This is a genomic window from Paralcaligenes ureilyticus (assembly GCF_004346225.1).
Taxonomy (GTDB): domain Bacteria; phylum Pseudomonadota; class Gammaproteobacteria; order Burkholderiales; family Burkholderiaceae_B; genus Paralcaligenes; species Paralcaligenes ureilyticus.
Window position 1 is genome coordinate 13662 of the sequence record NZ_SMAJ01000015.1, and the last position, 24035, is coordinate 37696.

Sequence of the window (24035 nt, forward strand, 5' to 3'; positions counted from 1 at the left end):
GTATTACACGTGGCTACGTCGGTGTGTGGCAAAATGCCCCGCTTGATCGACGATTTATAGATAGCCTCATGACTGATACTTCCATTTCCACAGCGGCGATCGCCTCCGGCCGCGATCCTCAACGAATCATCGCACTCCTGGCTCACGAACTCAATGTGCGGGTTTCGCAAGTGGCCGCCACCGTGGAGTTGCTCGATGGCGGCGCCACCGTGCCCTTCGTTGCCCGTTACCGCAAAGAGGCGACCGGCGGGTTGGACGACACGGTGCTGCGCACCCTCGAAGTACGGCTGCTTTACATCCGCGAACTTGAAGAACGCCGTTGCGCGGTGCTGGAATCGATCGCGCAACAAGGCAAACTAACCGCCCCCCTGCAGCAGGCCATTACCGAGGCCGATACCAAACAGCGGCTGGAAGATTTATATGCGCCGTATAAACCGAAACGCCGCACACGTGCTCAAATCGCCCGCGAAGCCGGCCTGGCCCCGCTGGCCCAGGCCATTGTCGAGGAAACGGCCTGCGACCCTGCCGCACTGGCCCAGAGCTATATAAATCCCGCTGCGGCGATCAACGATATCAAGGCCGCACTGGACGGGGCACGCGACATACTGGCCGAACAATATGCCGAAGACGCCGATCTGCTGGCCGACCTGCGCGCACATCTTTGGAACACCGGCCTGCTTTATTCCAAGGTCGCTACGGGCCGCGAAGGCGACGGCGCCAACTTTCGCGACTGGTTCGATTTTAGCGAACCGCTGCGCAGCCTGCCCTCGCATCGCATCCTGGCCATGCTGCGCGGCCGCCAGCAAGGTGTGCTGGATTTGCGCCTGGGCCTCACCCCTGATCTCGAATCGCAAACCCCGCATCCCTGTGTGCTGCGGATTGCCCGATTCTTGAACATCGGCGCACAATTCGACGCCGACGCGTCGCCACGCTCGCGATGGCTAGGCGAGGTCTGCCGCTGGAGCTGGCGCGTCAAGCTATTGACAACCTTCGAATCCGAACTGATCGGCCGCCTGCGCGAAAGCGCCGAACAAGAGGCCATACGCGTCTTTGCGGCCAATCTGAAAGACCTGCTGCTGGCCGCGCCGGCCGGCCCCAAGTCGGTCATGGGCCTGGATCCCGGCATACGCACAGGCTGCAAGGTTGCCCTGATCGACCCCACCGGCCGCGTGCTCGATACAGCCACCATCTACCCTTTCGAACCCCGCCGCGATCGCGAAGGTTCGATCAAGACCCTGGCGGCGCTGATCGCCAAACACAAGATAGAGTTGATCGCCATCGGCAACGGCACCGCATCGCGTGAAAGCGAAAAGCTGGTCGCCGACATGGTCGAAAAATTTCCCGCGCTATCACCCACAAGCGTGGTGGTGTCGGAGGCCGGCGCATCGGTCTACTCGGCCTCGGAGCTCGCCGCGCATGAATTCCCCGACCTGGATGTGACCCTGCGCGGCGCGGTGTCCATTGCGCGCCGCCTGCAGGATCCCTTGGCCGAGCTGGTAAAAATTGAACCCAAGGCCATCGGCGTCGGGCAATACCAGCACGATGTCAACCAGCGCGAACTCGCACGCTCGCTCGATGCCGTCATCGAAGACTGCGTGAATGCCGTAGGGGTCGACGTCAATACCGCCTCGGCCCCTCTGCTGGCGCGCGTTTCGGGGCTCAACGCGACACTGGCGAAAAACATCGTCAGTTGGCGCGACGAAAATGGCGCCTTTGCCAATCGCAAAATGCTGCTCAAGGTAGCGCGATTTGGCGACAAATCTTTCGAACAAGCAGCAGGTTTCTTGCGCATCCGCAATGGCGAAAACCCTCTGGATGCTTCATCCGTACATCCCGAAGCCTATCCCCTCGTGGAACGCATCCTGAAAAAACTCAATACCGAAGCGCCCCAGATCATGGGCCGCCAGGGTGCTTTGAAAGGGGTGTCGCCCTCGGAATTCATCGACGAACGCTTTGGCTTGCCTACCATCAAGGACATCTTCACGGAGCTTGAAAAACCGGGCCGCGATCCGCGTCCGGAATTCAAGACGGCGCATTTCAAGGAAGGGGTCAACACCCTGAACGATCTGCACGTGGGAATGGTTCTGGAAGGAGTTGTGAGCAACGTTGCCAACTTCGGCGCCTTTGTGGATATTGGCGTACACCAGGATGGCCTGGTGCATATCTCGGCGCTGGCCGAAAAATTCGTCAAGGATCCCCGCGATGTGGTGCGGGTGGGCCAAACCGTGCAAGTCAAAGTGCAGGAAGTGGACATCGCGCGCAAGCGCATTGCCCTCACCATGCGGCTTAACGACGACGCGGGTCCCGCGCGGCGCGCAACCGAGCCACGCCAGGGGCCTGGCTCTGCCGGGGCACGGCGCGCAGCACCGAGCAGCCGTACGCCCGAACCAAGCGCTCAAGGCGCCATGGCCGCCGCTTTTGCAAAACTAAAGAAGTGACAAAGCCCACCGATACGACGATCAGGAACTTCCCAAACTGAACCAGGTCGTCTTCAAATCGCTGTATTTATCCAGTGCGTGCAGGGATTTATCGCGCCCAAAGCCCGATTGCTTCACCCCACCAAATGGGACGGTAATATCGCCATCGAAATAGCAATTGACCCAAACCAGGCCCGCCCGAAGTTGCCGCGACATACGGTGCGCACGGCCTAGATTGGCAGTCCACACGCCAGACCCCAGGCCGTATGGAGAATCGTTGGCCAAGGCGATGGCCTGGGCCTCGGTATTGAATTTTTGCGCGGCAAGAACCGGCCCGAAAATTTCTTCGCTGACAATGGACAGGTTTTGGCGATCGCAATCGAAGATGGTCGGCTCAATGAAATACCCTCCGGTATCGAAGTGCACTTGCTGGCCGCCCAAACGTAATTGCGCCCCTTGACGAATACCGTCCTCAATATAGGACAGCACCTTGCGCATTTGCCGTTCATCGACCATGGCGCCCATGTTCGATTTGGGGTCCAAAGGGTTTCCGGGATGCATCCTGCGCGCGCATGCCGTCACTTTATTCATGAAAACGTCGTAGATGCTCTCCTGCACATACAGACGCGACCCTGCAATGCACACCTCGCCCTGGTTGGAAAAAATGCCAATCGCAACGGCCTGCGCTGCCTTGTCCAGGTCAGGACAATCCTCGAACACAATATGCGGCGATTTTCCGCCACATTCGAGCCAGATTCGTTTCAGGTTCGACTGGCCCGAATATTCCATAAAGCGCTTGCCTGTGGCCGTTGATCCAGTAAACGAGATGCAATCCACATCAGCATGCAATCCCAGGGCCTTGCCGGCCACGGCACCCATCCCGGGCACCACATTGAACACGCCATCGGGTATGTCGGCCTGTGCCGCCAGCGCCGCCAGCCTAAGGGCGCTTAGCGATGATTGCTCAGCAGGCTTTAAAATGACGCTATTGCCTACGGCCAGCGCCGCAGCGGCCTTCCAGGCCCCTATCATGAGCGGATAATTCCACGGCACTACGGCTGCGACAACGCCCACCGGCTCACGTGTAATCGTAGCCAGCACATCGGCGCCGGTCGGCGCAATCTCATCGTACTGTTTATCAATGGCTTCGGCGTACCAGGCAAAACAGTTGGCCGTCTCGGGCAAATCGTAAAGCAGCGCATCGCCTATGGGCTTGCCCATATCAAGGGTTTCCAGCAGCGCCAGCTCTTCACGATGTTGCTCGATCAGCCCCGCTAAATTCAATAAACGCTTTTTGCGATCCCGGGGATGCATGCGCGACCAGAGCCCCGAGTCGAAAGAAGTTCGCGCAGCAGCGACAGCCAGATCAATGTCCTCTTGTTGACATGCCGCCACGTCCGCCAGCTTGACGCCCATGGCTGGATTGATCGATTCGAAGGTCGCACCATTTTTGGCATCGACGAATTCGCCGTTGATAAATGCCTGTTGCCCGATATCAAGTGTGGCGGCCTTGTTTTGCCAATACGTTAAATCATGCAGGTCCATAGTCTTCTTTATAGATTTCGTTGAGGCAAGTTAGCAAGAGCGCGCCAGCATAACGGCCAGCAATACGTTGCAGCCGGCTTCCAGATGTTCGGGTTTGGCATCCTCTATTTCGTTGTGGCTGATCCCGTCCTTGCACGGAACGAATATCATCGCCGTCGGCGCTATCGAAGCGATATACACGGCATCGTGGCCAGCGCCGGTCGGAATATCCCGATGCGGCAGTTTCGCCTGTTCGGCCGCAGCGCGGACCATGCCAACCAGCGAGGCATCGAACGGCGTGGGCGGAAAATACTGAACATCCTTGAGGTCCACTCGTACGCCGTGCTGACCCTGCACTTGAGCGCAGGCCTGCCGCAAAGACGCATCCATCTCGGACAAGGAAGCGGCATCCTGATGCCGCAAATCGACCGTAAAACTGACCCGTCCGGGAATCACATTGCGTGAGCCCGGATGCACCTGCACCACGCCCACCGTGCCGCGGCCGTCGGGCTGATGGTCATTGGCGATATTGATCACGGCCTGCATCAAATGGGTGGCTGCAAACAGAGCATCCCGGCGCAGCGGCATGGGGGTTGGCCCCGCGTGCATCTCCATCCCATCGACCGTTACGTCATACCAGCGCAAACCCAGCGAGCCGGTCACCACGCCAATCACTTTGTCTTCGTTTTCAAGAATGGGGCCCTGTTCAATATGCGCTTCGAAGTAGGCCCCGATCGGCCGGCCGCCCACGGGCGCCGCGCCGGCGTAACCAATGGCCTGCAGCTCATCACGCACTCGTTTGCCGTCGGCATCGCATGCGTCGAGCGCGGTGTCCAGTGAAAACTTGCCGGCAAACACGCCCGAACCCATCATGACCGGCACAAACCGGGTGCCCTCTTCATTGGTCCAGACTGCCAGTTCCAGAGGAGCCTCGGTCGTCACGCCATGATCCTGCAAGGTGCGCATGACCTCCAGGCCCGCCAACACGCCAAAGCAGCCATCGAACTTCCCGCCGGTGGGTTGCGTGTCAAGATGGCTGCCCGTCATGACCGGTGCAAGCGCATTGTTGCGCCCCGCGCGCCGGCCAAAAATATTGCCCACTTGATCAACCGTAATCGTCAGACCCGCCTGCTTCATCCAGCCCACGACCAGATCGCGCCCCTGGCCATCAAGCGGCGACAAGGCCAGGCGGCAATTACCGCCTTTTTTCGTCGCGCCGATTCGCGCCAGGTCCATTAAGGAATCCCACAGACGCTGGCCATTGATAGACAAAGAATTATTTTCCATTACCACCCCCAGACATTAAAGTTGGTTGAGTTCCGAGGCCTGTCGCGCCAAGGCGTCCCGGCGAATCTGGGTCAGCGTCGAGCCCGGCGCTATGCCATCGGAGTCATAACGGATCTCCAGCAATGCAGGCAGATTTTCTTTCTCTGCAAATTGACGCGCACGTTCAAAGGCTGGCGCAAATTCCGCATTGTCGGCCACCACCTCGCCGTAGCCGTGATAGGCCTGCACAATCTGCGTAAATTCCGGGTTGTCAAAGCCCAGGGCGATGGTTCGGCCTGGAAATTCACGCTCCTGATGGGCGCGAATCGTCCCCCAGATCCCATTGTTAAAGACCAGAATAATGATTCCAAGCCGATGCTGCATGGCAACGCCCAACTCTTGAAGATTCATCTGGAAACAACCGTCGCCCGCATAGCAAACAACCGTGCGCTCACGATTATCGAGCTTGGCGGCGATAGCCGCAGGCAAGCCGTACCCCATAGCCCCGACCGCCGGGGCAAGACTGGTTCCAAGCCCCGCAAACTGCCGATAGCGATGCGGATAGAGCGCGTAATTGCCGGCCCCGACCGTCACGCAAGCATCGGCAGGCAAATGGACATTCACATGGGCCGCCGCCACGTCCAGGCTCATGGAGCCAGGCGATGGCAAGGGTTTCAGACTGTCAAGGTATTGGCGATGGCCTGTCTGCGTCGCAGAGGCCCATCGGGGTGGTTGACGCGGCTTGAGGTCGGCTGCCGCTTGTGCAAAACCAACCGGATCGGCAGTAATAGCCTGGGTTGGCAAAAACACTCGCCCAAGCTCGTTCGCGTCGGGGTAAACATGAATCAGCTTCTGCTTTGGCTGCGGGCTCTGGACAACGGAGTAGCCTTCGGTGCTCGCCTCGCCAAGCCGTGTGCAAACAGCCAGCAAGACATCGGCGTCGCACACGCGTGCACGCAATTCTTCAGTCATGCTCCAACCCACATGACCAACAAAATTCGGGTGATGCTGGTCGAAGCATTCGAGGCGGCGCCATGCCACACCCACCGGCAAACTGAAACGTTCGGCGAATTTCTGCAAGTCGGCCGCCGCCGCGGGCGTCCAGCCGCTACCTCCGACTATCATGAGCGGCCGCTCGGCGGCCTCGATCAGGGCACGCATCCGCTCCATATCCTGGACGCTTGGCGAGCTGTGCGCCCGGCAATATCGCGGCATGTCGGGCACCGCAGCGGTGCCCCACAGTACATCCTCGGGCAAGGCCAGCACCACCGGCCCCGGCCGGCCGCTGGTGGCAACCGTAAAGGCGCGCGCTATATATTCGGGGATCCGATCGGTGCGATCGATCTGCGCAACCCATTTTGTCATAGGCCCGAACATCTGGCGATAATCGATTTCCTGAAACGCCTCGCGCTCATAAAAATCGTTGCCCACCTGACCGACAAATAAAATCATGGGCGTCGAGTCCTGAAAAGCGGTATGCACGCCTATGCTGGCATTGCACGCCCCCGGCCCGCGCGTAACAAAGCAAATACCCGGCTCACCGCTAAGCTTGCCCGTGGCTTCAGCCATATATGCGGCCCCGCCCTCTTGCCGGCAAACAACGGCCTGTATCGTATCCTGATGATCGTACAGAGCGTCAATGCAGGGCAGATAGCTTTCGCCCGGCACAAGAAATACTCGTTTGACTCCATGTGCGCACAGTTGTTGAATGAGAATTTGGCCGCCATTGCGGTCAATGGGTGTTGTTGCAGTCATCTTGCCCTCATACTGACTTTATTTGAATTACCGTAGCGCATCGTTGAACTTTAAAAATTCTGAATGTCGCGCCAACAAGCGTCGTGCATTGTTGCAGCATGGCGCGTCGATCCAGGACTCGATATTGTCAACATCTGCCCTTGATTGCGCTTCATATGCTGCGATGAGCTGATGAGCCTCCTGGACGTCAAGGTCGGAAGGCGTAAACGAACGATTGACGACTGCGACGTGCTCAGGAAACACGACGCACTTGGCCTTGAATCCCAAGCGCCGGGCTACTGTCAGGTCTAACCGCAGTGCGCCGCTGGCCCGAAAGGTAAAAGGACAATCAATGGCCACGCACCCGGCTGCAACACACTCCAGCAAAAAGCGGCTCCGGGCATACTGAAGCTCGATACCGTCCACACCACGCTCCGACCCCAGATTAGCCGCCAGGTCTTCTGCAGCGAGCAAACAGGCGTTGACCCGGGAACTGGCGCGCAAGATGGAACCCAGCGACAACAGTCCTGCAGCAGATTCGATGGTGGGCACAATCTCTGTCGCACCAGGAGCCAATCCGTGCAGGGTCTCCAGCCGTGAAATTTCCATATCCAGCGCCAGAATGTGTTCCGGCGTTTCCACATGGGGCAAGAACACGACATGCGGCTTGCCAGGCATGATCTGCGCCAGATCAACGCGTCCATCCTCGTCCAATTTGTTGATCCGCACCGCACCCACCACCGCACTCTCTCGGCATTCTTGCAACAAGTCTACAATCCGCCGCCGCGCCTCTGGACGGTCGCCCATCAGGGTGAACTCCTCCAGATCGGCAACGACGACATCCGCCCCGGCGGCAATAGCCGCCCGCTGTTTGTTTTCATCCATACCCGGGACAAACATCCAGCTTCGCCGTAATGAGAGCGGGCGGCGCAAGCTGTTTTCCATACTCATTTCAGATCCTTATATCCTGTCCAGAGAATATCCTGGCAACCGTATCGTTCGATACACCGTTTTAATGCGCAGACTCGACCTACCCGCGCCGGCGCGCACACTCAATTCATATGCCGAGGCAAAAACAGCACAAGCTCAGGTACGAACGTCAACAGCAACAAAACCGAAATCATCGCCATCAGCATAAAAACCAGTGGCTTGAACGACTGCGCCATACTGATGCCGCCTATGCGGCAGGCAGCCATCAAATCAACACCCAATGGCGGTGTGTTCGCTCCGATCGCGAGATTGATCGTCAGGATTATTCCGAAATGAACCGGATCGATGCCGTAATGATGAATGATCGGCATGACGACAGGAGCAACAATGATGATGATTGCGATAGACTCCATAAAGGTGCCTAAAATCAGCAAACCAGCGGTTAGCAATAACAACACCGCCGTTCTGCTGCTGGTCCATTGTGTCAATAAATGCGCCAACTGCTGCGGCACCTGTTCGGCTATCAATATCCATGCGAACAAGCCTGCCGCCCCAATAATCAACAAAATCGACGCACTTACTTCCGAGGTGTCGCGCAGGCACTTCCAGATGGTGCGCCAGCTAAGCTGGCGATATACAAAAAACCCCACGAACAAGGCATAGACTATCGCACTGGCCGCCGCTTCGGTCGCCGTAAATATGCCAAACCGGATCCCGCCAATAATAAGCACTGGAACGAGCAAAGCCGGTAAAGCATCTTTCAATGCAACAAGAAAAACCTGGCGATTAAACGGCACGCCGCCAGCCCAGCCCTGCTTTCGAGATTGCCAGAGCACTACAACAATCAGGCCCAAACCCAGCAAAATACCTGGAACCACACCGCCTAAAAACAGCTTTCCTACTGACGTATTGGTGGTTGTGCCATACACAATCATGACGATGCTGGGAGGAATCACCACACCCAGGGAGCCGGCGCAACCCAGCAAAGCACAACTGAAACCCTTGTCGTAGCCGCTACGATACATAGCAGGCAGCAACACACTGCCGATGGCAACCACATCAGCCACCCCGGAACCTGACAAGGCGCCAAACAGCATGCTGGCCAGAACCGCGACGACCGCAAGACCCCCTTTGATATCGCCCACCGCCGCCGAGCACAGGTGAATGATTTTCTTGGTCAGACCGGCGCTGTTCATTAATTGTGCCGCCAGCAAAAACAAGGGGATCGCCAGCAGAGTGAAACTGTCCATGCCGGACACAATCTGCTGGGCCGCCACCATTAGCGGCGCCACATCGAAGATCAGCAAATAAGCGACGGAAGACAGAATAAGGCCAAAGGCAATCGGGATATCAAGCAGTACCGTTGCGGCAAACATCGCCAATAGAGAAATTACACCTACACTCATTTTGATTCCTTGGCTTCCAGTAATTGCCCCAGATGCACCATAATCAGCGCCACACATCCCACCGGCACGGACAAATAAAGAACAGCCGCAGGAATCTGCAACGCTGTAGTGGTTTGCTCCATCGTTACCTGCGCAAGCCCCCAACCCGCCCTGGCTAACAGGACGAAGATGACAAGCAACAACACATTGGCGAATCGGTCAATGTAGCCACGGTAACGCGCGCTGTGCACCATCAGTGGCAATAAGCCCGCCGACAACTGAGTGCGCCGGTAACTGCAAACGACGCTGCCCAAAAAAGCCGACCACACCAGCACCAATTGAGGTAACTCCTCGCCCCAGTACGGAGGTGCTCCCATCACAAAACGCATGAAAATGGTGACCGTAACCAGAATCGCCAACACGGCGCAGCCTACTGCCGCCATCGCCTCGAAGGCGATGGCCAATCTTCGATTGAAGGATTCAATCATGGCTCATTAATCCTGATATTTTTTAACAAGCCCCATCATGTCGGCGCCAAACACCGGCTCATATTTTTTCCAGACCGGTTCCACCGCCTTGATAAACGCGGCCTTATCGACCGTGTTGACGATCATGCCTTTCTCTTTCAGCTTGGCAATGTAATCATCATCGCTATCTTGGACCATCTTGCGTTGCGCATCGCGCCATTTGGCAGCCGCCGTGGTTACCACAGCCTTGTCAGCATCGGAAATCTTGTTCCATACCGGCTTGGAGACGATCAGGCACGCTGCGCCCCAAATATGGCCCGTCAGCGACAGGTGCTTCTGTACCTCAAAGAACGATGAGGTATAAATCACCGATAGCGGATTTTCCTGAGCATCGAACACCCCCTGCTGCAAGGCCGAATACAGCTCCCCAAAAGCCAGAGGTGCCGGACTGGCGCCAAGAGCGGTAAATGTATCAAGCCGGACTTTGTCGGGTGCAACACGAATCTTCAGCCCTTTAAGATCGGCGGGCTCTTTAATGGCCCGCCGGTTATTCGTAACATGCCGGTATCCGAGCTCCCACCATGACAGAATCACCATGTTTTTGGTGGCCGCAATTTTAGCCAAAGCAGCACCCAGTTCACCATCCAGTGCGCGATAAGCTGTTTGGGGAGTGGGCCAGGCGTAGGGCAGATCGATAACGCCAAATTTAGGGCTGAACTGCTGCAAGGAGCTGGAACCGATTATGCCCGCATCCACAGCCCCGATTTGCATCCCTTCCAACATGGTTTTCTCGCTGCCCAGCTGGCTACTGGGGAACAACACGAAATTGACGCGGCCTGCCGTCTTGTCCTTTACCTCATCGGCAAACCCTTTGGCGGCGACGTTCCAGCTATGTGACGGCGCCAACACGTCGCCCAGCTTTATATCCAACGCCCAAACGGAGCTAGCCGACAATAAGGAAGCACACAAGGCAACTTTCGAAACACGGCCAAGTAATTTGAAAAAATTCATGAAATATCCCCTCTGATTTAACTTCTTGGTTTGATGTAAAAACGGTCTGTCAAGCTCTTATCATTGGCCTCGCCGTTCCTTGAGCCGTTGTGCCTTCATCAACGGGCACTCGTCACAATAGGATGTGACGACTATCCATTCGTCATTTCCTGTCGCTTGTGCCGGATGCTTTACTGCAGGAGGTACGGCAAGGGCCGAGCCAGCGTGCAAATCATAGTGTTCGCCATTGGCAACCAATTGAGCATTGCCATGCAGCGTCAGTGCCATCTCGCCCCCCGGATGTGTATGCGCTACGCTCCTGGCGCCGGGCCTGCCGTGCACTACGGCAAATTTCATATAACGGCTGCCTACCGTGGATGGCGAAAACAACACCCTTCGCTCAAATCCATATAAATATTCGGGCACAATCTTATCCACTTGACGTACCAATGGAACCTCTGCATTGGGCCGCCTGCCATTGAGCCGGTCTTGCGTGATCTGGGCTTGCATCAGCGGGCATTCGTCGCAACTGGCCCTAATGGCCACCCATTGGACATCACCACTTATTTTTACCTTTTGCGCAACCTCTGCCGGCACTACGATCGCGGAGTCGATCGGTAAGGCATATTGCTGGCCGGCGGCGACAACCACCGCCTTTCCTTGCAGGGTCAAAGTCATTTGATCGCCGGGCAAGCCCTGCAAGTCACTTTCGGATCCTGGCTCGCCATACACCAATACAAACTTCATGTAATGACTCCCCACTGTCGTGGGAGAGAACAACACTCGATAATCAAAACCCTGGTCATGCGCCAAGGGCACCGCGTCAACCTTACGCAACAACGGGAAATCTACTCGCTGTACCGATTGCATTGTCTCTACATCCTTTTTAGCGATGGCACACAGGCTGTAATGGTTTCAATGCTCCCGCCTCGAGCGAAGAGCACTGCTCGTTAATCTTCTGTTTTCAAATAGCGGAATCACTCGCGAAGTCTTCCCGCAAACGACGTATGATTCCCGTTAAATGTGCGCGCAATGCCTGCCGCGCCCGGGCCGGGTCGCGGTTTTTAATCGCTTGAAGAACAACGTCATGCTCGCGATCTGCGACCTGCCACACCTTGTGTGTCACAAAATGCTGCTCCAACCGGCTGAACATGGCGCTGTTCTCACGAAGATCCCACAAGGTCATTTCCGCGGCCACCAATGCCACATTGCCGCTACCCTCGGCAATGGCCATATGAAATGCGCGGTCCTGCTGGCCCGGCGATTGGGCTTGCTGGGTCGTTCGGGCAGCCGCTTCAATGATTGCAATTTGCGACCCTGATGCGTTTTTCGCTGCCAGCGCCGCACATTCCGGCTCGACCAAAAGCCGCGCCTGCAAAAGCTCGAACGGCCCTACATCGTTATAAATCTGAAGACTTGCCGGTTTAGCCTTGCCTTGATCTTGAGCATCGTCCCGCGAGGGTGCAACAAAAACCCCGGTCCCGACACGAACCTCAACGTAGCCTTCAATTTCCAGCGCGATCAAGGCCTCCCGCACGGACGGACGGCTGACCTGCAGTATTTTTGCAAGCTCACGCTCAGCCGGCAGACGCTCCCCGGGAATAAATTCGCCCGCATGGATTTTCTCGGCAATCTGATCGGCGATCATGCGGTACAAACGCGTGACGCTTACGGGCTGAAATCCGGTCATAAAATAATTTTCCATCATCTACTGGTCGAGTGGTAAGGCCACGATACAGATATCAATTTTCATTGTCAAGGTTTTAATGAGAAAGTTGGTTCGAAGCCATGCATACGGCCTCACCATACATATACAGGCCTAGTATCGCTGCATCGTCTTTTCATAATATCTTGACAAGAAAAGACGATGCCTATATTGTGGCCTTACCACTCGACCATCAGGCTATTATAATTGACGTGCCCCGCGGGGCGACAACACTATCAGGAGCAGACATGTTTCAACGAGCGATAAAAACAGTATTCCCAAAATTAATGCTGGCCGCCGTCATTGCGGCCAGTTGCGGTAGCGCCTTGGCCAACAAAGCCGACGACACATTGAATGTCGCCTTCGATGCAGCTCCCGCCACGCTCGACGGTTACAAGGAATCGGATCGCCCAGGCCTGTCTTTGGTGCGCCTCTTGTATACGGGCCTGATTCAGAAGGATCAGAAGACCGGAAAATTCGAACCTGCACTGGCATCGAGCTTCAAGTTCATTGACGACAAGACGATGGAATTCACGCTGCGCCCCAACGTCAAGTTCCACGATGGATCGACGCTAACCGTGGATGACGTCATATACACGCTGAATCTGGTTTCGTCCAAAGCATACAACGCACGCTACCAGAATACGGTGAGCTGGATCGCGGGCGCCGACAAACTGTCGGACAACACTTTCCGCATTCGCATGAAAACGCCTTTTCCATTGGCGCTCGAAATGCTCTCCGAAAACCTGCCCATTTACCCCAAGGCCTACTATGAAGGCGATGTATCGAAAATGGGTATCAAACCCGTCGGCACAGGTCCGTATCGCCTCGCGAGCAGTCAGCCCGGCAGCCGCTACGTTTTTGAGCGCTTTGCCGACTACTTCGGCAAAAAGCCGGCCATTAACCGCATCGTCGTTCACATTCTTCCCGATTCGAACACCCAATACGCGGAGCTAATGGGCGGCAGCCTGGACTGGATCTGGCGCTTGCCGCCCGACGCCGCCAAGCGCCTGGCGACCAAGAAAAACGTAGTGGTTAAAAGTGAAAGCATTCTGCGCATCCGGTACATCGATATCAACCCCGCATACCAGGACGGCAAATCGCCGCTAGCCAATCTTAAGGTCCGTCAGGCAATGAATCATGCCATTGACCGCGAAGCCATACGCAAGGCTCTGGTGGGCGGGGCATCCAAAGTAATCAATACAGCTTGCAACCCGCTGCAGTTCGGTTGCTCGACAGATGTGCAGTCTTACAGCTATGACCCAAAGAAAGCCAAAGAATTATTGACCGAAGCGGGCTATGCCAAAGGTTTCTCCATTGACCTGGTCGTGGCCACCCCCCCACGCTCCATTTTCGAAGCGATAGCGGCTAATCTCGCCACCGTCGGCATCAAAGCCAACTTGATCGAGCAACAATATGGAACCGCCGTGTCCGCGTGGCGTGAGGGCCGCGTGCCATTGATGACGGCCACGTGGGGCTCTTACGGCATTGCCGACGTCGCCCTGTCGACCAGCAATTTCTTCAACGGCGGCGCGGATGATCTGGTCAAAAACCCGCAAGTGGCTCAACTGCTGAAATCTGCCGACACCTCGATCGATCGGGACTTTCGCGCCAAACAATATGCCGCCGCACTAAAGATTATCGCGGCGCAGGCTTATTGGGTGCCTCTGTGGAACCTGTCATTGAATTCAGCCCAATCCTCTTCCTTGAATTTCGATATCGACTCGGACGAGTTCCCGCGCTTCTACAAGGCCAGCTGGAAGTAATTTTATGAGTTACTACATCGCCCGCAGGCTGTTCGTATCGGCACTGCTGGTCGTATTCGTATCCATCATCAGCTTTACGCTGATATTCGCACCAGGCGATCCCTCCGCACGGCTTGCCGGCGAAGGGAGCGCGGCCGATACGGCTCATCTGATGGCTCAATATGGCTTTGACAAACCCATCGTTGTGCAATACCTGAAATGGCTCAACGGCATTGTTCACGGCAACTTTGGCGATAGCCTGTACTTTCACCGCCCGGTCAGTGAACTGTTGTTGCAGCACTTTCCGATAACAGCGCAACTGGGCGGGATGTCGATGTTGCTGGCCGTACTGATTGCGTTACCGCTTGGCATTGCTGCCGCCTGCTGGAAGGGATCGCTGGTCGACAGATTTGCGCTCATGCTGGCCTCGTTTGGCCAGGCCATGCCGCCTTTTTGTCTTGCTTTTTTACTCATTATTTTTTTCAGCGTACAAAACAACTGGCTGCCCGCCTCGGGCTTCGAGACCTGGCGCCATTATCTGATGCCAACCACCGTGCTGGCAATATTTGCCACCCCCGCGCTGATCCGGGTCATGAAATCGGAGATGGACGCGGTGCTGCGCTCGGACTACATCCGCACGGCGCGCGCCATGGGCTTGGGATCGGGCCAGGTGGTGCTGAAATATGCGCAGCGCAATGCCTTGCGCCCCGTGGTATCGCTGGCCGCGGCACAAATGGGCACGCTGCTGGCAGGCTCGGTGATCGTAGAGACGGTTTTTGCCATCAACGGCGCGGGGCAACTGGCCTGGATATCCATACTGCGCGGCGACTTTCCCACCATTCAGGCATTGATCCTGGTGTTCTCCCTCCTTTATATTTTATTAACGCTGCTCGCCGACTTGGTTAATGGTTGGCTCGACCCACGCGTGCGCACGGCAAAGTGATGACCATGCAAATCGAAACCCGCGCCAAACCTGCCAAGCCGACAGTCTCTTCAGAAGGCAAGATTTTTCTATTCATTCTATTGTTGGTCGTGGCGACCAGTTTCATCGGCCCTTTGCTGCTGCACTCGGATCCTTATACACAAAACCTGTTGGCGCGACTGCAAGAACCTGTATGGTCCGATGGCGGCACGTGGTCTCACTTGTTGGGCACCGACCAACTGGGACGCGATGTGCTGGCCAGGCTGCTGTATGGCATTCGCGTATCGGCACTGATCGGCATCACTGCAGCGATGATGGGCGGCGTAATCGGCACGGCTCTGGGTCTGACCGCCGGTTATTTTGGCGGCACCACAGATCGGATCATTTCGTTCTTTATTACCGCGCGACTGTCGCTACCCATCATACTGGTAGCGCTGGCCGTCGTGGCGCTGTTTGGCGCGTCAATGACGCTCATGGTGCTGGTGCTGGGCCTTCTGCTGTGGGATCGTTACGCCCTGGTCGCCCGGGCCGTGACGGCCGGATTGCGCCAAGCCGAATTCGTCACCGCCTCGCGTATCCAGGGCTGTTCTCACCTGCAGATCATGTGGCATGACATTTTGCCCAACCTGTTCGGCACCATCGTGATCATAGGCACTATCGAAGCGGCCATGGCAATCACGCTCGAAGCTTCTTTGTCGTTTCTTGGGCTGGGCGTGCCTCCACCCATCCCCTCATTGGGCCTGATGATCGCCGAAGGTAAGGAACATCTGCTCTTTCAGCCATCACTGGTCGTCATCCCCAGCGTGGTGCTGTTTCTGCTCGTGCTGTGCGTCAACCGCTGCGGCGAAGCATTGCGCGCCATTCAGGCAAAGGACTAACCATGAAAGACGAGCACGCTCTATTGCACGTGGAGGGTCTGAGCATCGACATCGATACGGGTGGGGCAAGCAAAAAAGTGGTGAGCGATGTCTCGTTCACGCTGGAAGCCGGGAAAACCCTGTGCATCGTCGGCGAGTCGGGCTGCGGCAAATCGCTGACAGCGTTGTCCATCCTGGACTTGCTGCCGGTTGCAGCAAAACGCCGTGTAAAGTCGTTGAATTTCGGCAATACCGCGCTGGAGCAACTGGGCGCGCATGAGCTGGCGAGCATACGAGGCGCACGCATCGCGATGATCTTTCAAGATCCGATGACCTCGCTCAATCCGGTATTTACGGTAGGCACGCAGTTAACCGACGTACTGCGCAGGCACAAGCCAGTCAGCCGGCGCGAAGCCATGGAGCGAGCCAGCTACCTCCTGGAGCGCGTAGGAATCGCCAATCCGGGAATCCGCTTGCGGCAATATCCATTTGAACTCTCGGGGGGGCTGCGCCAGCGGGTAATGATTGCCATGGCACTCATGTGCGGCCCAGAACTGTTGATTGCCGATGAGCCGACCACCGCGTTAGACGTTACGGTACAAGCCGAGTTGCTAGAGCTGCTTAAGGATATCCAGAACGAATTCAAGCTGGGTTTGATTTTCATTTCACACGATCTGGGCCTGGTTTCCAAGATCGCAGACGAGGTGATCGTAATGTATGCGGGCCAAATCGTCGAATCCGGACGCGCGAACGATGTGCTGCGCAATCCCCTGCACCCATACACCGAATTGTTGCTGCGCTGCGTGCCTCGCCCCGGCGCCTCCGTGCCCAAAAGCGCCTTGATGTCCATCGCCGGCTCGGTGCCATCGCTGGACGCCGAGATCCTGGGCTGTGCCTTTTACGACCGCTGCCCGGTACACGACGACGCCTGCCGTCAACCATTACGGCAGGCGGGGGATGGGACGCACGGCTATTTGTGTATCAAACCCGGCGCCATGCGCCGCTCCGTTGAGGCACAGCCATGACCATCCAATCCAGCAATAGCCTGGCCTTGGCCGGCGTGTCGTTTTCCTACGGCAAGGCGGGGCTGCTTACCCGCCAGGCGCCACAGCAAGTATTGCATTCGATCGATCTGCGCATCACCTCGGGAACCACGACCGGGCTGGTGGGCGAATCAGGCAGCGGAAAATCCACCATCGCCAAATTATTGCTCGGCCTGGCCACACCCTCCAGTGGCCATGTGTTGCTCAATGACAAACCACTCAATGCACTGTCGCGTCTGGATCTGGCCAAGACCCTGCAAATGGTGTTCCAGGATCCCTATTCGTCCCTCAATCCTCGCATTACCATCATCGAAATATTGACCGCGCCATTGCGCGTGCACGGTGTGGGCGACACCGCGTCGCGCCGAAAAGGGGCGCTTCGAATGATGGAAGCGGTAGGGCTGACGCCCGAATTTGCGCAGCGCTACCCCAAGGAACTATCGGGTGGCCAACGACAACGGGTGGCCATCGCGCGAGCGCTCATGCTGCAACCCAAGATTATTATCTGCGACGAGCCCACCTCGGCGCTGGACGTATCGGTGCAATCGCAAATTCTCAACCTGCTGCTCGACTTGCAGCGGGAGTTCAATCTGGGCTACCTATTCATCAGCCACAACCTGGCAGTCGTGCAGCATATTTCCGACGATATCGTGGTGCTGCAGGCCGGCCGGGTTGTCGAGCGAGGTGAGGCACAAGCCGTGTATTTCAAGCCCGTTCATGCCTATACCCGGCAACTGATTAGCGCGGCGCTAACACCGCCCTGATGTCAGACCCGATACCAGCTTTCCTTTTTACCTAAACCTTGACGCGACGAGAAAAACGTGACTACCTTGCATGAAGATTCCCTGGTCATAGACGGCTTGATCGTGGCCAACTGGACCCGCCCTGTTTTCGAAGACATGCGCCGCGCCGGCCTGAGCGCCGCCAATTGCACCGTATCGGTATGGGAAGGGTTTCAGGATACCGTCGACAACATTGCGCGCATGAAAGCTCAAATTCGCGACAACTCCGATCTGCTGACATTAGTGCGCACCACGCATGACATTACGCTTGCCCGGCAAGCGGGAAAAACCGGCATTGTGCTGGGGTTTCAAAACGCGCAGGCGTTTGAAGACAACCTGGGATACATCGATGCGTTCTGGGATATGGGCGTGCGGGTGGTCCAATTGACCTACAACACACAGAACCTGCTGGGCACGGGTTGCTATGAACGTGACGGCGGCCTGTCGGGCTTCGGCCACGAAGCGGTTGCAGAAATGAATCGCGTGGGCATGCTGATCGATCTGTCGCACGTTGGCGCGGTGACCGCGCGTGAAACGATTACCGCATCCAGACAGCCCGTTTGCTACTCCCATTGCCTGCCCTCGGGCTTGAAGGCGCACCCCCGCAACAAAAGTGATGAAGATCTCCGGTTTATTGCCGAACACGGAGGTTTCATCGGAATCACCATGTTTCCGCCCTTTATGCGGGCTGGCGCCAACGCAACGGTGGACGACTACGTCGCCGCCATCGGCTATGTCATCAACCTGGCCGGTGAAGACAATGTGGGCATCGGCACCGACTTTACCCAAGGTCACGATGCGGCATTCTTTGACTGGATTACGCTGGATAAAGGCCGCCATCGCAGGCTGACGAACCACAGCGCCGAAACGACAATAACCTCGCCCGCCGGGCTATCGACGATCGGCGAGCTGCCTAATCTGACCATCGCCATGGAGCGTGCGGGATGGCGGGAATCGCGCGTGCGCAAGGTGTTAGGCCAGAACTGGATGGATCTGTTTGGCAGGGTGTGGCGCGGCTGAAAGGCCCGCCCGCACTGATGCAGCCCTTCCTCACACATAGCGACTTGCTTCCCCGTCAAACAGAGAACCCTGATTATGTATACCTTGAAACCACTGCCGCCTCAGATTGAACCTTCGCGCTTGAATCTGCTGGCTCGGGCCGAGCCGGCCACCATAGGACACTTTCTGCATACAGGTTTCATGGACCCGGAAATCCGGGCGCTGTTCTCGCAAAAACGCATTGCAGGCACAGCCGTAACGATACGCTGTCCCGGATTGGATGGAACGATAATGCACTATGCCATGGGGCAGGCTCGTCGTGGCGATATCCTGGTCATCGATCGTTGTGGAGATCATCGGCACGCCGCTCTGGGCGGCGCCCTCGCTTACGCTGCGCGTGCCGCCGGCATTGCCGGAATCATCGTTGACGGGATGGTGACCGATATCGGCGAACTGCGCCAACTTGGCATGCCGGTCTGGGCGCGCGGATTATCGGCCATCACAATCAAACTGCTTGAGCTAAGTGGCGATTTCTGCTGCCCCATCGCTTGCGGCGGCTTGGCCGTTAATCCGGGCGACGCCATTTTGGCCGACGAGAATGGCATTCTGGTTTTGCCGCCGTCTTCGATCGAATCCTCGGCCAACAAGGCCATCAAGCTTCAAGCCGACGAAAAAAACATCCTGGCTCGCATTGACGCGGGCGAGAAGTACCCCGACATCTTCGGGACAACGGCAATCATCAACAGCCACCTGGCGCCGGAATAAGGACGGACGTATAAACTGGCATCCCGATGAAGTACCCGCGGCGTGACCGCTCCGGAACCCTTTCCTTATAGAGCCGCTATGAACAGACCCCAAGCCATACCCACCGTGCAGATCGACAACGAAAACGTCAAAGTCACCCAGTGGCGTTTTCCTCCCAATGCCGAAACGGGCTGGCATCGCCATGAAATGAACTACGTGGTCGTGCCGCAAACCACCGGCCCCCTGCTTCTGGAGACCCCGCAAGGCGAAGCCACAAGCCAACTGACTACAGGCGTGCCGTACTACCGGCCGGTCGGCGTTGAGCACAATGTCGTCAACCCGGGATGTAGCGATTTTATTTTTATTGAGATCGAGCTGAAATAGCCCACTGTCAGGAACCCGTCAATGGAAACCTTTTTTCACCCCGAACAACTGCTGCATCATCCAAAAACCTATTTTTCCCGCGGCCAAATGCGTGTGCCGCAAGAAATCCCGGAAAGAGCGACGCGGCTACTGCAGGCAATAAACCAGCTGGGGTTCCAGGTAGAGCAACCCATCGATTATGGAATGAAACCGCTGCTTGGCGTCCATGGCATTGCCTACCTGCGCTTTCTGGAAGCCGCGCACCGCCGCTGGAAAGAAATGCCGCCCGACTGGGGTGATGAGGTCATGTCCAATATATTCGTGCGCGAACCCAACGCGCTGCGCGGGATTCTGGCCGAAGCGGCCCGTTACTTGGCCGACGGCAGTTGCCCCGTGGGCGAGTCGACGTGGCGTTCGGCTTACTGGTCGGCCCAAAGCGCTGTGGCCGGAGCTCATGCCCTGCTCGATGGCAAGGAAAAGGCCTATTCATTGTGCCGCCCTCCCGGCCACCACGCGCGGCATGCCGCCGCTGGGGGATTTTGCTACCTGAACAATGCGGCCATTGCCGCACAAGTATTGCGTGAGAAATTCGGGCGCGTTGTCGTGCTGGACACCGACATGCATCACGGGCAGGGCATTCAAGAAATATTCTATGAACGCGACGACATTTTCTATATCTCGATCCATGGCGACCCCACCAATTTCTATCCAGCAGTCAGCGGGTTCGAAAACGAACGAGGCACCGGAAAAGGCGATGGCTACAATCTGAACCTACCCATGCCTCACGGCTCCAGTGAGGCGGTCTTCTTCGATCGTCTGAGTGAATCGATCACGGCCATCCGTGGATTCGCGCCCGACGCACTTGTGCTGGCGCTCGGGTTTGATATCTATAAAGACGATCCTCAGTCTCTGGTGGCGGTATCGGGCGAGGGATTTCAACGGCTGGGACGCGCCATCAAAAACCTTGAACTGCCAACCCTGGTCGTGCAGGAAGGCGGCTACCACCTCGAAACCCTGGACCGCAATCTAACTCATTTTTTTGACGGGCTTCTTGAGTAACGCTGGCGGTATCACCCACGGCGACCCTAGCTATTTTGTAGCGGCACCCCTTGTGGGTGCCATCCGTCCAGTTGCGTATCAATGACCCCAGCCAGAACATCAAAGGCCGGATCAATCTCAGGCATCGGCACGGCGGCATAGCCCATCAACAGGCCTTTTTTCTCACCGCCAGGCTTCATATAATAATTGCTCAACGGCCGTACCACCACGCCTTGCTCAATGGCTTCACGCGTGACCCGGCGATCGTCGACACGGTCGGGCAAGGCCAGCACCAGATGCAGGCCCGCGTGTTCGCCCACAATATCAAGCCTGTCGCCGTAGCGTCTGGTAATGGCTGCAATCAAACCGAGGCGGCGCTCGGCATAAAGATTGCGCACCCTCCTGATATGCGAAGTCAGATGCCCTTCGCGCAGAAACTCCGCCAGAACCGACTGGGTAATCAGTTGGCCCTCGCGATACAGTTCAGCCACAGCTCCTGCGAAAGCCATTGCCAGATCGTCGGGGACCACCAGAAAGCCGACTCTCAGGCCCGGGAACAAAGTCTTGCTAAAACTGCCCGCATAAAACACCAGGCCGGCGTCATCAAGCCCCTGCAGCGAAGGCAGCGGCCGACGGCCAAAGCGAAATTCGCTGTCGTAATCATCTTCAATAATCCAGCAGCCGTTTTGCCGGGCATACTCCAGCAGCATGCGGCGCCGCGCCAGACTCATCACCATGCCCAGCGGATACTGATGGGAAGGCGTGACCACAATCAGTTTCGGCGGCGAGGCCAGCTCTTGCGCGGTCGGACACATCCCCTCCTGATCGACGCTGATCGGGACCGCCTTCAAGCCCGATGACAGCACCAGGTTGCGCACCCCCCAATACGAAGGTTCTTCGATCCACACCACATCGCCAATCTGGCAAAGCAAACGAGTGGCGACATCGACCGCCTGATGTATGCCCGTGGTAATGACGACCTGCCGTGCCGTACTGTTTACCGAGCGCACACTGCCCAGGTATTCGGAGACCGCGTGCCGCAAAGGCTCGTAGCCGCCCGCCGGCGCGTAACTCATCAACTGCGCAGCGCCGTGGCGCCACTGTTTGTTCTGTATGCGCAGCCATGCTTTGAACGGGAATTCCGCCACATCGGGTATGCCCGGCATAAAGGCACCCATCTGCCGATTTGAAAAACCCACGTGGTCGATCAGATCCTGGCCTCGAGGAGAAAGGCCGCTGCGCGGACATGGCGCCGACGCTTGTCCATCGCCGCGCCTCTTATCGGACGAACCTTCAATCCGATCCGGGCTCAAATCCTCTACATAAGTACCGCGCCCGCTCGCCGCATTGGCATAGCCCTCGATCACCAGTTGTTCGTATACCTGGATGACGGTATTGCGCGCAATGGCCAAATCGCCAGCCAGAATACGCGACGATGGCAAGCGCGTCCCCGCCTCCAGGTGGCCATCGAGAATGGCGCGGGAAATCAGCTGATAAAGTTGCCGATAAACCGGCCCGCCGGCGCCAATATCCAGACGCTGCAGCAGCCAGTCGGCAAGCGTGAACGAACTCAAATTGGCTCCATAAAAATTGCAATAATGGCTCTGGATTGTAGACCATAGTCTCGTTATAGTAGCTGGATTCAGCCAATACGATCACCCGCGAGACCTCTAGACATGAACACGCAAAATAAATCCTGGCAGGACAGAAAGTCGTCCTCCATCCCGAACGGCATAGGCATCATGTGTGATTTTTACACGGAACGCGCGCTGAACGCCGAAATCTGGGACGTCGAGGGGCGCCGCTACATCGATTTTGCCGCGGGAATTGCGGTAGCCAATACGGGACATTGCCACCCCAAGATCGTCGCGGCCATCACCGAGCAGCTGGGAAGATTCACTCACACGGCCTTCCAGGTATCGCCTTATTCGTCGTACGTTGAACTGGCCGAAAAAATCAACCAGTCAACGCCCGGCCAGCACAAAAAGAAAACCGCCTTTTTCACCACCGGCGCCGAAGCCGTGGAAAATGCCGTCAAGATTGCCCGGGCCGCAACGGGCCGTACCGGCGTTATCGCCTTTTCCGGGGCCTTTCACGGGCGCACTTTCATGGGCATGGCGCTCACCGGCAAAGTAGCGCCTTACAAGCTGGGATTCGGCCCCTTCCCGGGCGACGTCTATCACGCCCCTTTCCCCAACGCACTGCATGGCGTCAGCACGCAAGACTCGCTCGATGCCATCGCTGCTCTGTTTAAAGCCGATATCGATCCGAAGCGGGTAGCGGCCATTATCGTGGAACCGGTGCAGGGCGAAGGCGGGTTCAACGTGGCGCCCTTCGACTTCCTCAAGGGCCTGCGCGCCTTGTGCGACCAGCATGGCATTTTGCTTATCGCCGACGAAGTTCAGACCGGCTTTGCCCGCACCGGAAAAATGTTCGCCATGGAGCATTCCGGCGTTGTCCCCGATCTGATGACCATGGCCAAAAGCCTGGCAGGCGGCATGCCGCTGTCCGGAGTTTGCGGCCGTGCGGAAATCATGGACGCGCCCGTCCCGGGCGCGCTGGGCGGTACCTACGCCGGCAATCCCCTGGCGCTGGCTGCCGCGCTGGCGGTGCAAGACATTATTGCAAGCGAAAAACTGGTCGAACGCGCCAACGTCACAGGCAAGAAACTGCGCAACGCCCTGGAGGCCCTGAAAGCCACCACCCCGGAAATCGCCGACATTCGCGGCCTGGGTGCCATGATTGCCATGGAATTCAAGCACCCCGATTCGGGCAAGCCTAATCCTGAGTTTGCCAGCCAAGTGCAAAAAAAGGCTCTCAAAAACGGGCTGATTCTGCTAACGTGTGGAGTGTACGGAAACGTCATCCGTTTCTTGTTTCCACTCACCATTCCCGATTCGGTTCTCGACGAAGGTCTGGCTATTCTTGCCGATGCCGTCCGGGCGTAAACGCAGCAGGAGTTTGAAAAATGAGGCGATGGCACCCACAAGGGGTGCCGCTACATGAATCACGGGCTGGTAACGTAGGGGCAGCCCTTGTGGCTGCCACGACCGTCGAGAATCCAGACGGCACCTACAGGCTGCGCAGGCACGTTCGTGTAGATTGGTTTTTTAACTTAACGTCA

21 protein-coding genes are annotated in these 24035 nt (G+C 57.1%); 11 read left to right on the forward strand and 10 right to left on the reverse strand.

Annotation, left to right across the window (positions count from 1 at the left end; all coding sequences use genetic code 11):
• Positions 1-68 precede the first annotated feature (68 nt).
• Complete coding sequence (locus EDC26_RS15895; protein WP_132584421.1) at positions 69-2438, forward strand: Tex family protein; 2370 nt, start codon at positions 69-71, stop codon at positions 2436-2438.
• 21 nt (positions 2439-2459) lie between these two features.
• On the opposite strand, the gene EDC26_RS15900 is transcribed toward EDC26_RS15895, so the two are convergent.
• The 9 genes from EDC26_RS15900 to EDC26_RS15940 all read right to left on the reverse strand — a co-directional run bounded on the left by EDC26_RS15900 (position 2460) and on the right by EDC26_RS15940 (position 12403).
• Positions 2460-3962, reverse strand: coding sequence for an aldehyde dehydrogenase (locus tag EDC26_RS15900; protein ID WP_132584423.1), 1503 nt, complete (start codon positions 3960-3962; stop codon positions 2460-2462).
• A gap of 30 nt (positions 3963-3992) precedes the next feature.
• A complete protein-coding gene (locus tag EDC26_RS15905; protein WP_132584425.1) occupies positions 3993-5228 on the reverse strand; it encodes a Zn-dependent hydrolase in 1236 nt (411 codons plus the stop codon).
• A 15-nt stretch (positions 5229-5243) separates the two neighbouring features.
• Positions 5244-6962, reverse strand: coding sequence for a thiamine pyrophosphate-binding protein (locus tag EDC26_RS15910; RefSeq protein ID WP_132584427.1), 1719 nt, complete (start codon positions 6960-6962; stop codon positions 5244-5246).
• 27 nt (positions 6963-6989) lie between these two features.
• Entirely contained in the window at positions 6990-7892 is a 903-nt protein-coding gene (locus tag EDC26_RS15915) for an HpcH/HpaI aldolase/citrate lyase family protein (RefSeq protein ID WP_243700943.1), read from the reverse strand.
• 101 nt (positions 7893-7993) lie between these two features.
• Positions 7994-9277: a TRAP transporter large permease gene (locus EDC26_RS15920; protein WP_132584429.1), complete on the reverse strand. Its 1284-nt coding sequence runs from the start codon at positions 9275-9277 to the stop codon at positions 7994-7996.
• The gene (locus EDC26_RS15925; RefSeq protein ID WP_207915176.1) at positions 9274-9744 is read right to left on the reverse strand and encodes a TRAP transporter small permease; all 471 of its coding nucleotides are present in this window, start codon (positions 9742-9744) and stop codon (positions 9274-9276) included. Before EDC26_RS15925 ends, EDC26_RS15920 begins: the two co-directional genes overlap by 4 nt.
• A 6-nt stretch (positions 9745-9750) precedes the next feature.
• Entirely contained in the window at positions 9751-10734 is a 984-nt protein-coding gene (locus EDC26_RS15930; RefSeq protein ID WP_132584431.1) for a TRAP transporter substrate-binding protein, read from the reverse strand.
• Between the two features lie 60 nt (positions 10735-10794).
• Positions 10795-11583, reverse strand: a complete 789-nt coding sequence (locus tag EDC26_RS15935) for a cupin domain-containing protein (RefSeq protein WP_132584433.1) — start codon at positions 11581-11583, stop codon at positions 10795-10797.
• Between the two features lie 94 nt (positions 11584-11677).
• Positions 11678-12403 carry a FadR/GntR family transcriptional regulator gene (locus EDC26_RS15940; protein ID WP_132584435.1) on the reverse strand — a complete coding sequence of 242 codons (726 nt, stop codon included), beginning with the start codon at positions 12401-12403 and terminating at the stop codon, positions 11678-11680.
• Between the two features lie 263 nt (positions 12404-12666).
• Between EDC26_RS15940 and EDC26_RS15945 the strand changes: the two genes are divergently transcribed.
• The 9 genes from EDC26_RS15945 (at position 12667) to EDC26_RS15985 (ending at position 20932) form a co-directional block, all read left to right on the forward strand.
• Positions 12667-14184, forward strand: a complete 1518-nt coding sequence (locus tag EDC26_RS15945; RefSeq protein WP_132584437.1) for an ABC transporter substrate-binding protein — start codon at positions 12667-12669, stop codon at positions 14182-14184.
• A 4-nt stretch (positions 14185-14188) separates the two neighbouring features.
• Positions 14189-15106, forward strand: a complete 918-nt coding sequence (locus EDC26_RS15950; RefSeq protein WP_132584439.1) for an ABC transporter permease — start codon at positions 14189-14191, stop codon at positions 15104-15106.
• 5 nt (positions 15107-15111) lie between these two features.
• Positions 15112-15963 carry an ABC transporter permease gene (locus tag EDC26_RS15955; protein WP_243700944.1) on the forward strand — a complete coding sequence of 284 codons (852 nt, stop codon included), beginning with the start codon at positions 15112-15114 and terminating at the stop codon, positions 15961-15963.
• A gap of 2 nt (positions 15964-15965) precedes the next feature.
• A complete protein-coding gene (locus EDC26_RS15960; protein ID WP_132584443.1) occupies positions 15966-16967 on the forward strand; it encodes an ABC transporter ATP-binding protein in 1002 nt (333 codons plus the stop codon).
• Complete coding sequence (locus EDC26_RS15965; protein WP_132584445.1) at positions 16964-17749, forward strand: ATP-binding cassette domain-containing protein; 786 nt, start codon at positions 16964-16966, stop codon at positions 17747-17749. The genes EDC26_RS15960 and EDC26_RS15965 overlap by 4 nt, the downstream gene beginning before the upstream one ends.
• Positions 17750-17806: 57 nt before the next feature.
• A complete protein-coding gene (locus tag EDC26_RS15970) occupies positions 17807-18787 on the forward strand; it encodes a dipeptidase (protein WP_132584447.1) in 981 nt (326 codons plus the stop codon).
• 75 nt (positions 18788-18862) lie between these two features.
• Entirely contained in the window at positions 18863-19531 is a 669-nt protein-coding gene (locus EDC26_RS15975) for an RraA family protein (protein ID WP_132584449.1), read from the forward strand.
• Between the two features lie 78 nt (positions 19532-19609).
• Positions 19610-19894, forward strand: a complete 285-nt coding sequence (locus EDC26_RS15980; RefSeq protein WP_132584451.1) for a cupin domain-containing protein — start codon at positions 19610-19612, stop codon at positions 19892-19894.
• A gap of 21 nt (positions 19895-19915) precedes the next feature.
• Positions 19916-20932 carry a histone deacetylase family protein gene (locus EDC26_RS15985; RefSeq protein WP_132584453.1) on the forward strand — a complete coding sequence of 339 codons (1017 nt, stop codon included), beginning with the start codon at positions 19916-19918 and terminating at the stop codon, positions 20930-20932.
• 26 nt (positions 20933-20958) lie between these two features.
• On the opposite strand, the gene pdxR is transcribed toward EDC26_RS15985, so the two are convergent.
• A complete protein-coding gene (pdxR, locus tag EDC26_RS15990) occupies positions 20959-22485 on the reverse strand; it encodes a MocR-like pyridoxine biosynthesis transcription factor PdxR (protein ID WP_132584455.1) in 1527 nt (508 codons plus the stop codon).
• A gap of 102 nt (positions 22486-22587) precedes the next feature.
• Between pdxR and gabT the strand changes: the two genes are divergently transcribed.
• A complete protein-coding gene (gabT, locus tag EDC26_RS15995; RefSeq protein WP_132584457.1) occupies positions 22588-23859 on the forward strand; it encodes a 4-aminobutyrate--2-oxoglutarate transaminase in 1272 nt (423 codons plus the stop codon).
• The last annotated feature ends 176 nt before the right edge of the window (positions 23860-24035 follow it).

Coding starts and splice junctions, on each gene's coding strand:
- EDC26_RS15955 (WP_243700944.1), top strand. CDS start 15,112: ATGCAAATCGAAACCCGCGCCAAACCTGCCAAGCCGACAGTCTCTTCA.
- EDC26_RS15980 (WP_132584451.1), top strand. CDS start 19,610: ATGAACAGACCCCAAGCCATACCCACCGTGCAGATCGACAACGAAAAC.
- EDC26_RS15925 (WP_207915176.1), bottom strand. CDS start 9,744: ATGATTGAATCCTTCAATCGAAGATTGGCCATCGCCTTCGAGGCGATG.
- EDC26_RS15950 (WP_132584439.1), top strand. CDS start 14,189: ATGAGTTACTACATCGCCCGCAGGCTGTTCGTATCGGCACTGCTGGTC.
- EDC26_RS15900 (WP_132584423.1), bottom strand. CDS start 3,962: ATGGACCTGCATGATTTAACGTATTGGCAAAACAAGGCCGCCACACTT.
- gabT (WP_132584457.1), top strand. CDS start 22,588: ATGAACACGCAAAATAAATCCTGGCAGGACAGAAAGTCGTCCTCCATC.
- EDC26_RS15935 (WP_132584433.1), bottom strand. CDS start 11,583: ATGCAATCGGTACAGCGAGTAGATTTCCCGTTGTTGCGTAAGGTTGAC.
- EDC26_RS15975 (WP_132584449.1), top strand. CDS start 18,863: ATGTATACCTTGAAACCACTGCCGCCTCAGATTGAACCTTCGCGCTTG.
- EDC26_RS15960 (WP_132584443.1), top strand. CDS start 15,966: ATGAAAGACGAGCACGCTCTATTGCACGTGGAGGGTCTGAGCATCGAC.
- EDC26_RS15895 (WP_132584421.1), top strand. CDS start 69: ATGACTGATACTTCCATTTCCACAGCGGCGATCGCCTCCGGCCGCGAT.
- EDC26_RS15915 (WP_243700943.1), bottom strand. CDS start 7,892: ATGAGTATGGAAAACAGCTTGCGCCGCCCGCTCTCATTACGGCGAAGC.
- EDC26_RS15920 (WP_132584429.1), bottom strand. CDS start 9,277: ATGAGTGTAGGTGTAATTTCTCTATTGGCGATGTTTGCCGCAACGGTA.
- EDC26_RS15910 (WP_132584427.1), bottom strand. CDS start 6,962: ATGACTGCAACAACACCCATTGACCGCAATGGCGGCCAAATTCTCATT.
- EDC26_RS15945 (WP_132584437.1), top strand. CDS start 12,667: ATGTTTCAACGAGCGATAAAAACAGTATTCCCAAAATTAATGCTGGCC.
- EDC26_RS15940 (WP_132584435.1), bottom strand. CDS start 12,403: ATGACCGGATTTCAGCCCGTAAGCGTCACGCGTTTGTACCGCATGATC.
- EDC26_RS15905 (WP_132584425.1), bottom strand. CDS start 5,228: ATGGAAAATAATTCTTTGTCTATCAATGGCCAGCGTCTGTGGGATTCC.
- EDC26_RS15965 (WP_132584445.1), top strand. CDS start 16,964: ATGACCATCCAATCCAGCAATAGCCTGGCCTTGGCCGGCGTGTCGTTT.
- EDC26_RS15985 (WP_132584453.1), top strand. CDS start 19,916: ATGGAAACCTTTTTTCACCCCGAACAACTGCTGCATCATCCAAAAACC.
- EDC26_RS15930 (WP_132584431.1), bottom strand. CDS start 10,734: ATGAATTTTTTCAAATTACTTGGCCGTGTTTCGAAAGTTGCCTTGTGT.